The organism is Pseudomonas sp. S2_A05 (genome assembly GCF_054668485.1).
Map to the genome: position 1 here is coordinate 4,769,612 of NZ_CP162775.1, position 14,360 is coordinate 4,783,971.

The following is a 14,360-nucleotide window of genomic DNA, read 5'->3' on the forward strand; positions in this document are numbered from 1 at the left end:
GAGGGGCATCAAGCGTTCTGGCGGTGCAGCTTTTCCAGCTTCTTCTTGATCCGGTCGCGTTTGAGCGTGGACAGGTAATCGACGAACAATTTGCCGTTGAGGTGGTCGCATTCGTGCTGGATGCACACCGCGAGCAGGCCTTCGGCGATCAGCTCATAGGGCTTGCCGTCGCGGTCCAGCGCCTTGATTTTGACCTTCTGCGGGCGGTCGACGTTTTCGTAGAAACCCGGTACCGAGAGGCAGCCTTCCTGGTACTGGTCCATCTCGTCGGTCAGCGATTCGAACTCGGGGTTGATGAACACCCGTGGCTCGGTGCGGTCTTCGGACAGGTCCATCACGACGATACGTTTGTGCACGTTGACCTGGGTCGCGGCGAGGCCGATGCCCGGCGCTTCATACATTGTTTCAAACATGTCGTCGACCAACTGACGCACTTCGTCGTCCACTACAGCCACTGGTTTGGCGATAGTGCGCAGACGCGGGTCCGGAAATTCGAGGATGTTTAAAATGGCCATAGGCTTCGATTGCTGCACACGTTGAGTAAAGTCGGGTCGATGGCCTGGCGGGTCCGAAGATGCAGGCTACCGTTGTGAAGCGTAGCTTCTGAAAAACAGAAGCGAGCCACGGGGGCTCTGACGATTCACGCGAATGCACATGATAAAGGGATTCACTGCATGAGGAAAACACTACTCGCCCTGCTGCTTCTGGCTTCGGCCGGCGCCGCGCAAGGGCAAGTGCAACTCAGGGATGGTTTTCCACAGCAATACACGGTGGTTTCCGGGGACACGCTCTGGGACATTTCCGGCAAATACCTGCGCGAGCCGTGGCAGTGGCCACAACTGTGGCGGGCCAACCCGCAGATCGAAAACCCCAACCTGATCTATCCCGGCGACACGCTGACACTCAGCTACGTCAACGGCCAACCGCAGTTGACCGTCCAGCGTGGCGAGTCGCGCGGCACCATCAAGCTCTCGCCACGGATTCGCACCAGCCCGGTGGCCGAGGCGATTCCGAGCATTCCGCTGAAATCGATCAACAGTTTTCTGCTGAGCAATCGCATCGTCGACAAGGCCGAAGACTTCGACAAGGCGCCGTACATCGTCGCCGGCGATGCCGAACGGGTGCTCAGCGGTACCGGTGACCGCATCTTCGCCCGTGGCCATTTCGATCCGGAGCAACCGGTGTACGGCATCTTCCGCCAGGGCAAGGTCTACACTGACCCGCAGACCAAGGAATTCCTCGGCATCAACGCCGACGATATCGGCGGCGGCGAGGTTGTTGCCACCGAAGGCGACGTCGCCACTCTCGCCTTGCAACGCACCACCCAGGAAGTGCGCCTCGGTGACCGCTTGTTCGGCGGTGAAGAACGTTCGATCAATTCAACGTTCATGCCCAGCGCGCCGAAGCGTTCCATCGACGGCCTGATCATCGACGTGCCACGCGGCGTCACGCAGATCGGTGTGATGGACGTGGTTACCCTGAACAAAGGCAAACGTGACGGTCTGGCCGAAGGCAATGTCCTGGCGGTGATGAAAACCGGCGAAACGGTGCGCGACCGGATTACCGGCCAACCGCTGAAAATTCCCGATGAACGAGCCGGCCTGCTGATGGTGTTCCGCACCTACGACAAACTCAGTTACGGCCTGGTCCTCAATGCTTCACGCTCGCTGGCGGTGCTCGACAAGGTGCGAAATCCGTAAGCTTGCTTAACAAGTTACCAACAGAGTTATCCACAGCTTGTTCCGAATGGTTCGGAGCATCGAACGATCAAGGATGATCCATTCATGTTGTCTGTCAGTACAGCCATTTCCCCGGCGGAACTGGAGGCGCGTCTGCGCCTGCACCGCATGCCGGATATCGGCCCCAAGCGTTTTGCCAAACTGCTCGAAGCCTTCGGCTCGGCGTCCAAAGCCCTCAGCGCGCCGGCCAGTGCCTGGCGCTCGCTGGGATTGCCGGCGGCGTGCGCCGAGGCACGGCGTTGTCCGACGGTGCGCGACGGCGCCAGCCACGCAATGCGCTGGCTAGAGCGCCCCGGTCAACATTTGCTGATGTGGGACCAGGCGGACTATCCAGCGTTGCTGGCGCAGATTCCTGACCCGCCGCCACTGTTATTCGTCGCCGGCGATCCGTCGATTCTGGAAAAACCGCAACTGGCGATGGTCGGCAGCCGCCGCGCTTCGCGCCCGGGCATGGACACGGCGGCGGCGTTTTCTCGCAGTCTGGCCGGGGCCGGTTTTGTCATCACCAGTGGTCTGGCGCTGGGCATCGATGCCGCTGCCCATCAGGCTGCTCTGGACGTTGGCGGGTTGACCGTGGGGGTGCTTGGCACGGGCCTGGAGAATTTTTATCCACAGCGCAATAAACGCCTGGCTGAGGCGATGATTGCGTCGGGAAGCGCGGTGCTCTCGGAGTTTCCGCTGGACGCCGGGCCAACCGCGAGCAACTTCCCCCGGCGCAATCGCATCATCAGCGGGTTATCCCTTGGCGTGCTGGTGGTCGAGGCCAGTGTTGCCAGCGGTTCGTTGATTACCGCGCGGCTGGCGGCAGAGCAAGGGCGCGAGGTTTATGCCATTCCGGGCTCTATCCATCACCCCGGCGCGCGCGGTTGTCATCAGTTGATTCGCGACGGGGCGGTGTTGGTGGAGACTATCGAACATATCCTCGAAGCCCTGCGCGGCTGGCAGCAACCGTTGCTATCCACAGCGCCGCCGCAGGCTGATCATCCGTTGCTGACGCTGTTGCACGCGGCGCCCCACAACAGCGAGGCGTTGGCCGCGAGCTGTGGCTGGGCGTTGCCGAAAGTGCTGGCAACGTTGACCGAGCTGGAAATCGAAGGCCGTGCGGTATGCGAAAACGGTCGCTGGTTGGCGCGGTCAAGCTAGGTTTTACGATGAAGATCGGTAAACTGCGCGAAACCTGTTTGTGGAGAGTTTTTTCATGGTCAACAGTTGGCGTGTGCAACAAGCCGCGCGTGAAGTTCGCGCCGGCGCGGTGATTGCCTATCCAACCGAAGCCGTCTGGGGGCTGGGTTGCGACCCGTGGAACGAAGACGCAGTGGACCGCTTGCTGGCGATCAAGAATCGCTCGGTGAGCAAAGGGCTGATCCTGGTCGCCGACAATATCCGCCAGTTCGATTTCCTCTTCGAGGACTTCCCGCAGGACTGGATCGACCGCATGGCCAGCACCTGGCCGGGGCCGAACACCTGGCTGGTGCCGCACCAGAACCTGTTGCCGGAATGGGTCACAGGCGTGCATGACACCGTGGCGCTGCGAGTCAGCGATCACCCGCAGGTGCGCGACTTGTGCTCGCTGGTCGGGCCGCTGATCTCGACATCAGCCAATCCACAGGGGCGACCGCCCGCGCGCACGCGTTTGCGCATCGAGCAGTATTTCCGTGGGCAGGTCGATCTGGTGCTCGGCGGGAGCCTTGGCGGGCGCAAGAATCCCAGCGTGATCCGCGACCTGGCCACCGGTAACGTCGTTCGTCCTGACTGACGCCATTCTTTTTATTTTTTGCGGACTCCTCGGCGCTATCGACGAGGAGTTTTGCGCATGCCTGCAGTTTATTCCTGCACTCGCTTAAAACTTATCCGTTGCCATTGTTCTTGCATGCGTCAGACGGATCTTCGACTCTGCAATATCTGTAAGTTTTCCTACGCGATTATCAGAACGCGTGCAGTGGCGAGATTTTCAAAAGCAACCATTCTTTCAATGTGCTTGATACAACTTCGAAATGTTAATGGCTGCGGAGAAGTAATGGATATTACGGATTTACACCTCAAGGATTATCTGCAGGGCTTTCAGGAGACACTCAAGAATCAACAGGCCGACTATCGAGTGGCCATTCTTGAGGCGGGGTCGGACGCCGGAGAATTCGAGCGTTTCATTGGTCGGCATTTTCGCCTGCGATTGCAGCATTACATGCTCACCTCCAGAGCCCGGGCGCTGGAAACCCGCTTGGCGATCACCTCGCGCAGTACGCACTTCTTGCTCTACCAGCGAGATCAACTCATTGCAGTGCTGCGGGCAACCCCGGCGCCGTTCGAATGGGCCTCACTGGCGCAGCATCACGTGTCTCCCACTGTGGCATTGGCACGGCATGTCGAATTCAGTCGCTTGATCACCCATTCCCAGCAGCACCGGCCGGTGTCGATCAATGGCCTGCTCGCCACCGCCGCCGAATGGGCGATCGATCGCGGATATCATGGGGTCACGGCCTTGTGCAGATCGCCACAGCGGCAACTGTTTCAGCGCTTCGGCCTGACACCGATCGCTTCGCACGCCATGCATATCGAGCAGCGTGCCCGGGGCGATTATTGGCTGTTGTCCGCCGAATGGCGGCAAATTCTGATGGCCCTGGATCAGCCAGTGAACATGAACGTGCATCAGCCGGAGTATCGTGATGTTCATAACCGTCAGTATTGATCCGCCAATAATCGAAGAGTGGGCAGAGAAATGGCTTGTATACGAGCCGAAGAAGTTGCGCAGGAAGTTTTCCGGTCGTAGGCCAGCGGCGAAGAAGCTTCACCGGAAGATGTACTTGATATAGCTGAAAGATACTCGGCGAACTCATGGAAGAGTTCACCGAGTATCAACTTGAAGCGTTATGGCAACAGAATCGTGGAACCGGTAGTGCGCCGTGCCGACAGTTCGGTTTGTGCTTTTGCCGCATCGGCCAATGCATGGCGCTGGCTGATGTCGACCTTCAGCTTGCCGCTGATGATCATCTCGAACAGCTCGTCGGCCATGCGCTGCAGGTTCTCGGCGTTGTTGGCGTAGGTCGCCAGCGTAGGCCGGGTGACGTACAACGAGCCCTTCGCGGCAAGAATGCCCAGGTTGACGCCGTCGACTGCGCCCGAAGCATTGCCGAAACTCACTACAAGGCCACGTGGTGCCACGCTGTCCAGGGACGTGAGCCAGGTGTCCTTGCCGACGCCGTCATACACCACCGGGACTTTCTTGCCGTCAGTCAGCGCCAGCACGCGCTCGGCAACGTTTTCATGGCTGTAGTCGATGGTGGCCCAGGCGCCGTTGGCCTTGGCCAGTTCGGCTTTTTCCTTCGAGCTGACGGTGCCGATCAGCTTCACGCCCAGCGCTTTGGCCCATTGGCAGGCCAGCGAGCCGACGCCACCGGCTGCGGCGTGGAACAGAATGGTTTCGCCGCCCTGCAGTTGGTAGGTCTGGCGCAGCAGGTATTGCACGGTCAGACCCTTGAGCATGACCCCGGCGGCAGTTTCGAAACTGATTTCATCGGGCAGGTGCACCAGATTGTCCTGCGGCAGAACATGCAGCTGGCTATAGGCGCCGAGCGGGCCGCTGCCGTATGCCACGCGATCGCCGACCTTGAAACGGGTGACTTCGCTGCCCACCGCTTCGACCGTGCCGGCGCCTTCCGAACCCAGGCCGGACGGCAACGCGGGTGGTGCATAGAGGCCGCTGCGGTAATAGGTGTCGATGAAGTTCAGGCCGATCGCCTGGTTGGCCACGCGCACCTGATTCGGCCCGGGTTCATCGGGTTCGTAGTCAACATGTTCGAGCACTTCGGGACCGCCGTGGGCGCGGAACTGGATACGCTTTGCCATCTGCCTGCTCTCCTTGGGTCGTTGCTAAGCCCTCTATCCAACTCCCCTGCTTGATCTTCGTCAACTGCGGCGCGCCGGTCTGCGATGGTATGCTACGCGCCCATTTGCGCCGCCCGCCTGCCGGGGCGCCGCCCGATTCAAGGTGAAGCCATGACGACCCGCACCGACGCCGTAAAGGCCTATCTGCTCGATCTGCAAGACCGCATCTGCGCTGCACTGGAAACCGAAGACGGCGGCAAATGCTTCGTCGAAGACGCCTGGACCCGGCCGGCGGGCGGTGGCGGGCGCACCCGCGTGCTGGAAAACGGTACGCTGATCGAAAAGGGCGGCGTCAATTTTTCCCACGTATTCGGCAGCGGCCTGCCGCCCTCGGCCAGCGCCCATCGGCCGGAACTGGCCGGGCGTGGTTTCGAGGCGCTCGGCGTGTCGCTGGTGATCCACCCGCACAATCCGCATGTGCCGACCTCCCACGCCAACGTGCGTTTTTTCATTGCTGAAAAAGAAGGCGAAGAACCGGTCTGGTGGTTTGGCGGCGGTTTCGACCTGACCCCGTATTACGGCGTTGAGGAAGATTGCATTCATTGGCACCGCGTCGCCGAGCAAGCCTGTGCGCCGTTCGGTGCGGACGTCTATCCGCGTTACAAGGCCTGGTGCGACACCTATTTCCATATCAAGCATCGTCATGAGCCACGTGGCATTGGCGGTCTGTTCTTCGACGATCTGAACGAGTGGGATTTCGACACCAGTTTCGCCTTCATGCGCGCCATCGGCGATGCCTATATCGAGGCCTACCTGCCGATCGTGCAACGGCGCAAGAACGACGCCTTCACTGCCCAGCAGCGCGAATTCCAGGAATTCCGCCGAGGCCGCTACGTCGAATTCAACCTGGTTTACGACCGTGGCACGCTGTTCGGTCTGCAATCGGGTGGCCGCACTGAATCGATTCTGATGTCGCTGCCACCGCAAGTGCGCTGGGGCTATGACTGGAAGGCCGAGCCGGGCAGCGCAGAAGCGCGCCTGACCGATTACTTCCTGCAGGATCGCGACTGGCTGGCCGAGGCCTGAGGACGGGTGATGGATCGTTACGTCGTTTTCGGTAATCCGATCGGCCACAGCAAGTCGCCGATGATTCACCAGTTGTTCGCCGAACAGACCGGCCAGCGCCTCGACTACAGCACGCTGCTGGCGCCGCTGGATGATTTTGTCGGCTACGCCAAGGCGTTCTTTCGCGAAGGGCGCGGCGCCAATGTGACGGTGCCGTTCAAGGAAGACGCCTACCGTCTGGCCGACAGTCTGACCGCCCGCGCGCAGCGCGCCGGTGCGGTGAACACCTTGAGCAAACTGGACGATGGCTCACTGCTCGGCGACAACACCGATGGCGCAGGCCTGGTCCGCGATCTGACGGTGAATGCCGGGTTCAGCCTGACCGGTAAGCGCATCCTTTTGCTCGGCGCTGGCGGCGCGGTGCGCGGTGCGCTGGAGCCATTGCTGGCGGAGAAGCCGGCCTCGGTGATCATCGCCAATCGCACCGTGGACAAGGCTGAACTGCTGGCCGAGTTGTTCTGCGACCTCGGGCCGGTGTCGGCCAGTGGTTTCGACTGGCTGCGCGAACCGGTGGACGTGATCATCAACGCCACCTCCGCCAGCCTGACCGGTGACGTGCCGCCGATTGCGCCAAGCCTGATCGAGCCAGGCCAGACGCTGTGCTACGACATGATGTACGGCAAGGAACCGACCGCGTTCTGCCGCTGGGCCACTGAGCACGGCGCGGCGCTGGCGATGGATGGTCTGGGCATGCTCGCCGAACAGGCAGCCGAGGCGTTCTGGCTGTGGCGTGGCGTACGCCCGGATACCGCGCCGGTACTCGCCGAGCTGCGCCGCCAACTGGCCCTTTAAGCTTTGCTCCCACATTGAAATACGATCAATGTGGGAGCGAGCCTGCTCGCGAATCGCATCACCACCGCGATATCAGATCAATCCTCAAACCTGATCGGGCACTTCTCAGCCCCTTCCAGCTTCCTCAACTCCTCCACGACCGGCGGCCGCGCCCGGCGCAGGGTCAGGCTGCGACCCTGGCCCAGCAGGCGTCGCGCTTCCTGATGCAGCATCTCCACCCCCGAATAATCGATGAAGTTGATCTGCTCTGCCTCGATCACCACCCGTGCGCCATGCAGGCGTTGCAGGCGCACTTGCAGGTAATGGCTGGCGCCGAAAAAGATCGAACCGCCCACGCGCAGCACATCGTCGTCACCGTCGCGCCAATGCTGCACCCGTGGTTGCGAGGTGCGCTTGAGGTAAAAGAACAACGACGCCAGCACCCCGGCGTAAATCGCCGTCTGCAATTCCAGCAGCAAGGTCGCAAGACAGGTCAGGGCCATCACCACGAACTCGGCACGGCTGACCCGCAGCAAAGCGCGAATGCCCCGGTGATCGACCAGACCCCAGGCGATCAACAGGATGCTGCCGGCCATGGCCGGGATCGGAATATGCGCGATCAGCCCGGCGCCGAACACCGCGAACAGCGCCACCCAGAGCGCCGAAAACACCCCGGCCAGCGGCGAGCAGGCACCCGCCTCGTAACTCAATCCCGAGCGGGTAAACGATCCGGCGGACAGCGACCCGGAAAAGAACGCGCCGACGATGTTCGACAAACCCTGTGCGCGGACTTCCTGATTGGCGTCGAGCAACTGTTGCGAGCGCGCCGAAATCGAGCGGGCAATCGACAGGCTGGTGACCAGCCCGAGCATGCCCACTGCCACCGCGCTTGGCAGCAGGCGCAGGATAGCCTCCAGATCCAGCGGCAGCGTACTGAACGGCGGCAGGCGTCCGACGAAAGCGCTGACCAGATGCACATGGCCGAACATCGCTGGCCAGATCCACACCAGCAGACTGGCCAGCACCAGCGTGAGCAACAGCGTCGGCCAGCGCGGCAGAAGTTTTTTCAGGGCCACGCCGACGATTACCGTGCCGACGCCGAGCATCAGCGAAGGCTTATCCACAGCCCCCAGATGCCGCAACAGGTCCATCAGGCTGGCGAGCGCTGTGGTGTTGGCCGGCAATTCCAGCCCGAGCAGATTGGGCAATTGCCCGATGGCGATCACCACGGCGGCACCGAGGGTGAAGCCGAGCACCACCGAATGCGAAACGAAATTCACCAGTGCGCCAAAGCGCAGCAAGCCGAGCAACCACTGGAAAATCCCCGCAAGGAACGTCAGCAGCAGGATCAGGGTGATGTAGTCCTCGGAAGCCGGCACCGCGAGCGGGCTGACGCTGGCGTACAGGACAATCGAAATCGCCGCCGTCGGGCCGCAGATCAGATGCCATGACGACCCCCACAGGCAGGCGATCAACACCGGGATAATCGCCGCATACAGGCCGTATTCCGGTGGCAGCCCGGCAATCAGCGCGTAGGCAATCGACTGGGGTAAGGCGAGAATCGCACCGCTGAGGCCAACGATCAGGTCCCGCCCGACGCTGGCGCGGGTTTGCCGCGGTAACCAGCTCAGGAAAGGAAAAAGTGAATGGCGGCTGGGGAAGGCCATGGGTCCTCGCGGTTGGGGTTTTGTTCAAGGTTATCAGGGTGTCAGGTGTAAAAGCCCCTCACCCTAGCCCTCTCCCTGAGGGAGAGGGGACTGACCGAGCTGTTTGTTGAAGATTCACCGACCTGCGATTTCGGCGTTGAACGCAAGTTTCGATTCAACAGCGATCGGCTCCCTTTCCCCCTCGCCCCCTTGGGGGAGAGGGCTGGGGTGAGGGGGCAAAAATCTCCAGCCGAACGCTATTCCAGCAACCCTGAGATCAAAGCTTGGCCTTCACCGCCACCAACGCATCCTTGCCATCCACGGTCTTCACCCCGTCCAGCCACTTGTCCAGCACCGCCGGATTGGCCTTGATCCACGCCTTCGCCGCTTCGGCATTGCTGACCTTCTTGTTCACCACCTCGGCCATGATGCTGTTCTCCATGTCCTGGGTGAAGGCCAGATTGGTCAGTAACTTGCCCACATTCGGGCAGGCCTCGGCGTAGCCCTTACGGGTCAGGGTGAATACGCTGCCGGTGTCGCCGAAGTATTTTTCGCCGCCCTTGAGGTAACGCATTTTCAGTTGCACGTTCATCGGGTGCGGGGTCCAGCCGAGGAAGGTGACGAATTTCTGTTTCTTCACCGCCCGCGACACTTCGGCGAGCATCGCCTGTTCGCTGGACTCGATCAGCTTCCACTGGCCCATGTTGAAGTCGTTCTTCTTGATGATCTCCTGCAGCGAAATGTTCGCCGGCGCCCCCGAACCGATGCCGTAGATTTTCTTGTCGAACTTGTCGGCGAATTTGTTCAGGTCGGCAAAATCATGCACACCCGCCTCCCAGACATAGTCGGGGACGGCGAGGGTGAATTCGGTGCCTTCCAGGTTCTTGGCCAATTGCGTCACATCACCGGTGGCGACGAACTTGTCATAGAAGCCCTGCTGCGCCGGCATCCAGTTGCCGAGGAACACGTCAACCTGGCCATCCTTCAAACCGCCGAAGGTGATCGGCACGGCAAGGGTGTCGACTTTGGCCTTATAGCCCATGCCGTCCAGCAGAAACCCGGTGATGGCATTGGTCGCGGCGATGTCGCTCCAGCCCGGATCGGCCATCTTCACGGTTTCGCAGCTTTGCTCGGCGAACGCCGAGGCGCTGCTCAATGCGATCAGGCCGACAGTGACAGCTGTGGATAACTTGCGCATGGACTTCCCCTTAACATTTTTGGTTTTGGCAGGGTTGTGGATAACGGGCCTTGCGCTCCAGATCATCAAGGTCGATGTGGTTGCGCATGTACTGCTGACTGGCATCGACCAGCGGCTGGTGGTCCCAGCTCTTCAGCTTGCCGATGGTTAACGCATCGGCGACGAAACGGCGTCGGCGCTGGCTGGCCAGTACGTCCCGATGGATCGCCGGAATGTCCCACTTGGCCCGCGCTTCGGCGAGAAAGTCTTCGAACAGCGGACGATGTTGCGGCGATTGGCTCAGCTCTTCTTCTTCGCGCGGATCGTTATCCACATCGAAGAGTAGGCACGGGTCGCTTTCGCTGTAGATAAATTTGTAGGCGCCCCGGCGAATCATCATCAGCGGGCTGACAGTGCCTTCGGCCATGTATTCGCCGAACACCTCGTCGTGTCCGCCCTGCCCTTGCAGGTGCGGCAGCAAGGAACGGCCGTCCAGCGGCAGGCCCGGCAAAAGCGTGCCACCGGCCAGATCCACGAAGGTCGGCAGCAGGTCGGCGGTGGAAACGGCGGCGCTGACCCGGCCGGCCTCGAATTGTCCCGGGGCGCTGATCAGCAGCGGCACTCGCGCAGCCATCTCGAACCAGTGCATTTTGTACCAGAGGCCTTTCTCGCCGAGCATGTCGCCATGGTCACCGGAGAAGACGATGACGGTGTCATCGATCAGCCCGGTTTCCTCAAGGGTTTGCAGCAGTTTGCCGACATTGGCGTCGATATAGCTGCAAGCGCCGAAGTAGGCGCGACGGGCATCGCGGATCTTATCCACAGGCAGCGGCTTGTCCCACAGGTCGTAAACCTTGAGCAGACGTTGCGAGTGCGGATCGAGTTCGTCCTGGTTCAAAGCTGTAGGCAACGGGATATCAGCATCGTCATACAGATCCCAGAACGCCTTGGGAATCGTGTACGGGTCGTGCGGGTGGGTCATCGACACAGTCAGGCAGAACGGCTGGTCGCCGTCCTCGCGGATGTGATCGAACAGATATTGCTGCGCCTTGAACACCACCTCTTCGTCGAAATCCAGCTGATTGGTGCGCACGCACGGCCCGGCCTGCAGTACCGAAGACATATTGTGATACCAGCTCGGCCGCACGTCCGGCTCGTCCCAGTTCACCGCCCAACCGTAATCGGCCGGATAGATATCGCTGGTCAGGCGTTCTTCATAACCGTGCAACTGGTCCGGCCCGCAGAAATGCATCTTGCCCGACAGCGCGGTGCGGTAGCCGAGACGCCGCAGGTAATGCGCGTAAGTCGGAATGTCGGCAGGAAAGTCAGCCGCGTTGTCGTAGGCGCCGATCTTGCTCGGCAACTGGCCGCTGACCAGGGTGAAACGCGACGGCGCGCACAGCGGGCTGTTGCAGTAAGCAGCATCGAACACCACGCCTTGGGCGGCGAGGCGGGACAGATTCGGCAGTTTGATTGGCGATGGGCCGTAGAACGGCAACATTGGCGCGGCCATTTGATCGGCCATGATGAAAAGAATGTTCTTGCGCTTCATGTGATCGCGGCATTCCATGTTGAATATTTATGCGAGAGTGCTGCGATCGAGCATGGATTCCATGCCTGTTCCGGTAAAGCCCGCGCCGGACAATGACTAGGATAAGTACAGCTTATGTATGACGCCCTCGGTGACCTCTCCCTCGATCTGCTGCGCACCTTTGAAGCGGCGGCCCGCCATCGCAGTTTTACCGCTGCTGCGGTGGAGCTTGGCACCACGCAGCCGGCTATCAGCCAGCAAATGAAACGTCTGGAAGAGCAGCTCGGTACGCGCCTGTTCGACCGGATTTACCGGGGTATCGAGTTGACAGAGGTTGGCGCCCTGCTTTTCGAGCAAGTTAGCCTCGGTATGCAGAATATCGATGCAGGATTGAGCGCAATCAGCACTCAGCAGCAACATGAAGTGCTGCAAGTGGCCACGGATTTCGCTTTCGCCGCTTATTGGCTGATGCCGCGCCTGCATCGCTTCCATGAGGCCAATCCGCATATCGATGTCAGCCTGGTCACCAGCGAGCGCAACCACAACATGCTGCGCACCGACATCGACGTGGCGATCCTGTTTGGCGATGGTCGATTCAAGCAGGGTGAGAGCCACTGGCTGTTCAGCGAAGAAGTGTTCCCGGTGTGCAGCCCGCTGCTGCTCAAGGAGCGTTCATTGCCGTTGCCCGCGCAGGCCCTGCTGGAATTGCCGCTGCTGCATCTGCGTGGTGAAAACAGCAGCAATTGGTTCGACTGGAGCGGGCTGTTCCGTCAACTTGGCCTGACCACGCCGCCGGCGCCGGGGCAGCTGCGCTTCGACAATTACACGTTATTGATCCAAGCGGCGATCGGCGGGCAAGGCGTGGCAATCGGTTGGCGCCACCTTGTGGATAACTTGCTGGTGCAGGGTTTGCTGTGCCGACCGCTGGCGGAAATCACGCTGTCGCGGCTGGGGTATTACGTGGTGTTACCGCAACGCAAGCGTCGGGGTGCACTGATTCAAGAATTTGTTGATTGGTTAATGGCGGAACAGGCCAGCAGTGCCGAATCGCTTAACGGTCTGGCCCTGCCCTCGATTGCGGTGTGAAGAGCAAAAGATCGTCCGATCTTTTACGAATCAGAAGCCGCCACAAAATTCACATGCTGCCCCACATGCAGATTCAACCGCAGTTCATCGGCAATCCCCACCGCGACACGGTTCAAGCGTTCCAGCGGTTCGGCCAATCCCGGTTCGAGATTGCCGCCGACCTGACTGAAGTGCTCGATGGTCAATCCGGCCATGCCATGGGGCGCATTGACCAAGGTCCAGCGCAGTGAGCTGCTTTGTACCGCCTCGAGGATTTCTTCGGCAGCGTGACGTTGCAGACGCTCGTCATTGTCAGGCTCGTCGAGCACACCGAAGTTGCCGACCAGAAACAGGCGCGGCACGCTGGCCAGTTGCAAACCTTCGACCAGCGCGTCGACTGCCAGCACCTGCTCCACTGGGCCGAGCGTCACCGAGCGCTCGACATGATCGCTGCTGAACGGCAGCCCCGGCGCGTCCAGCAGGCAGATCACCGCCGAGCTGCCGGCGACGCTCTGATTGACCCGCTCGGCATCGAACAGATCGCCGGTCTTGGTGCGCAACCCCGGACGCGGCGCGAGTGCGGTGAGATCGTCGAGAATGGCGATGACTTCGTGTTGGCGACGCAGCAATTCAGCCATCAATGCACCGCCCAGGCTGGCCATGGCACCATAAAGCACCACTTTGACCACTGGGGTCTCGGCATTTTTCATGGCTGTTTTCCTTATAGTTGTCCTATATGACCTGTGACGGTGGAAACAGCCAAGGGTTCGAACCGATTGAGAGGCGACACGATGCAAGGGATCAAGGGCTATCACGCCCATGTCTATTTCGACGCACAAGGCATCGACCAGGCGCGGGCCCTGTGCGAACAGGCCGCGCAGTTGTTTGCGCTGAAAATGGGCCGCGTGCACGAACGCCCGGTGGGGCCGCACCCCGACTGGAGCTGCCAACTGGCTTTCGGTCCCGAGCTGATCGGCGAGGTGCTGCCGTGGCTGGCGCTTAACCGCAAGGGGTTGGTGGTGTTCCTGCATCCGGACACTGGCGATGACCTGCTCGACCACACCGAACACGCGATCTGGATGGGCGCGGTGCGGCCGCTGGATCTGTCGATTTTTTAACCAAGTGCTTGGACTGAACTGATAACGAATATGTCCAGACTGCCAGCCAGCGTTGCCTGTCCGTTCCCTCGCATCGCTTCTCGGCCCGTATTCATTGGCTGTCGCTGCATCCGACCGCCGGTTGACCATTCATTCATCGCTTTCGGTCGCGAAAGGTAGCTGAAAGCTTCCCCGATTAGGATCGCCCCACTCCCGGCAACAGACCGGTTGGCCCAAGCCCTGTGTTTTTTCCACAGGCCCGGCCCAATTAACAACAACAATGGTGATTCTGATGTCTTCTGCAACCCGCCGTTTCTCCCGCTTCCTGCTGGTCACTCCGCCCGTACGCCTCGCGCCTCCCGTTCTGCGCTGATCCCGCCCGATCCG

The 14,360-nt window shown here is 60.7% G+C and carries 14 protein-coding genes; 8 read left to right on the forward strand and 6 right to left on the reverse strand.

All coding sequences use genetic code 11. From position 1 onward, the window contains the following. Positions 1-8: 8 nt before the first annotated feature. Positions 9-515 (reverse strand): peptide deformylase, encoded by a 507-nt coding sequence (gene def / locus AB4O12_RS21760; RefSeq protein WP_095182315.1) that lies wholly within the window; start codon positions 513-515, stop codon positions 9-11. Between the two features lie 159 nt (positions 516-674). On the opposite strand from def, the gene AB4O12_RS21765 reads away from it, so the two are divergent. From AB4O12_RS21765 to AB4O12_RS21780, 4 genes are all read left to right on the forward strand, one after another. Beyond that, positions 675-1,700, forward strand: a complete 1,026-nt coding sequence (locus tag AB4O12_RS21765; protein WP_150743208.1) for a LysM peptidoglycan-binding domain-containing protein — start codon at positions 675-677, stop codon at positions 1,698-1,700. 84 nt (positions 1,701-1,784) lie between these two features. Next, a complete protein-coding gene (gene dprA / locus AB4O12_RS21770) occupies positions 1,785-2,882 on the forward strand; it encodes a DNA-processing protein DprA (protein ID WP_460059724.1) in 1,098 nt (365 codons plus the stop codon). A gap of 55 nt (positions 2,883-2,937) precedes the next feature. Then, entirely contained in the window at positions 2,938-3,495 is a 558-nt protein-coding gene (locus tag AB4O12_RS21775) for an L-threonylcarbamoyladenylate synthase type 1 TsaC (RefSeq protein ID WP_039757175.1), read from the forward strand. A gap of 261 nt (positions 3,496-3,756) precedes the next feature. Next, a complete protein-coding gene (locus AB4O12_RS21780) occupies positions 3,757-4,425 on the forward strand; it encodes a hypothetical protein (RefSeq protein WP_460059725.1) in 669 nt (222 codons plus the stop codon). 179 nt (positions 4,426-4,604) lie between these two features. Here AB4O12_RS21780 and AB4O12_RS21785 read toward each other — a convergent pair whose 3' ends face one another. Beyond that, complete coding sequence (locus AB4O12_RS21785; protein ID WP_252887065.1) at positions 4,605-5,582, reverse strand: quinone oxidoreductase family protein; 978 nt, start codon at positions 5,580-5,582, stop codon at positions 4,605-4,607. Between the two features lie 150 nt (positions 5,583-5,732). On the opposite strand from AB4O12_RS21785, the gene hemF reads away from it, so the two are divergent. Both hemF and aroE read left to right on the forward strand, forming a co-directional pair. After that, the gene (gene hemF / locus AB4O12_RS21790; RefSeq protein WP_024014963.1) at positions 5,733-6,647 is read left to right on the forward strand and encodes an oxygen-dependent coproporphyrinogen oxidase; all 915 of its coding nucleotides are present in this window, start codon (positions 5,733-5,735) and stop codon (positions 6,645-6,647) included. A gap of 9 nt (positions 6,648-6,656) precedes the next feature. After that, a complete protein-coding gene (gene aroE / locus AB4O12_RS21795) occupies positions 6,657-7,478 on the forward strand; it encodes a shikimate dehydrogenase (protein WP_460059726.1) in 822 nt (273 codons plus the stop codon). 77 nt (positions 7,479-7,555) lie between these two features. On the opposite strand, the gene AB4O12_RS21800 is transcribed toward aroE, so the two are convergent. The 3 genes from AB4O12_RS21800 to betC form a co-directional block, all read right to left on the reverse strand. After that, on the reverse strand, positions 7,556-9,124 hold the full coding sequence (locus tag AB4O12_RS21800; protein WP_353188842.1) for a SulP family inorganic anion transporter: 1,569 nt from the start codon (positions 9,122-9,124) through the stop codon (positions 7,556-7,558). Between the two features lie 256 nt (positions 9,125-9,380). Beyond that, on the reverse strand, positions 9,381-10,301 hold the full coding sequence (choX, locus tag AB4O12_RS21805) for a choline ABC transporter substrate-binding protein (RefSeq protein ID WP_056791166.1): 921 nt from the start codon (positions 10,299-10,301) through the stop codon (positions 9,381-9,383). Positions 10,302-10,311: 10 nt separating this feature from the next. After that, a complete protein-coding gene (gene betC, locus AB4O12_RS21810) occupies positions 10,312-11,832 on the reverse strand; it encodes a choline-sulfatase (protein ID WP_460059727.1) in 1,521 nt (506 codons plus the stop codon). Positions 11,833-11,946: 114 nt separating this feature from the next. Here betC and AB4O12_RS21815 point away from each other — a divergent pair, with 114 nt between their 5' ends. Continuing rightward, positions 11,947-12,897, forward strand: a complete 951-nt coding sequence (locus AB4O12_RS21815) for a choline sulfate utilization transcriptional regulator (RefSeq protein ID WP_460059728.1) — start codon at positions 11,947-11,949, stop codon at positions 12,895-12,897. Between the two features lie 23 nt (positions 12,898-12,920). On the opposite strand, the gene AB4O12_RS21820 is transcribed toward AB4O12_RS21815, so the two are convergent. Continuing rightward, entirely contained in the window at positions 12,921-13,586 is a 666-nt protein-coding gene (locus AB4O12_RS21820; RefSeq protein WP_236167879.1) for an NAD(P)-dependent oxidoreductase, read from the reverse strand. 81 nt (positions 13,587-13,667) lie between these two features. On the opposite strand from AB4O12_RS21820, the gene AB4O12_RS21825 reads away from it, so the two are divergent. Continuing rightward, complete coding sequence (locus AB4O12_RS21825) at positions 13,668-13,994, forward strand: DOPA 4,5-dioxygenase family protein (RefSeq protein WP_460059729.1); 327 nt, start codon at positions 13,668-13,670, stop codon at positions 13,992-13,994. The last annotated feature ends 366 nt before the right edge of the window (positions 13,995-14,360 follow it).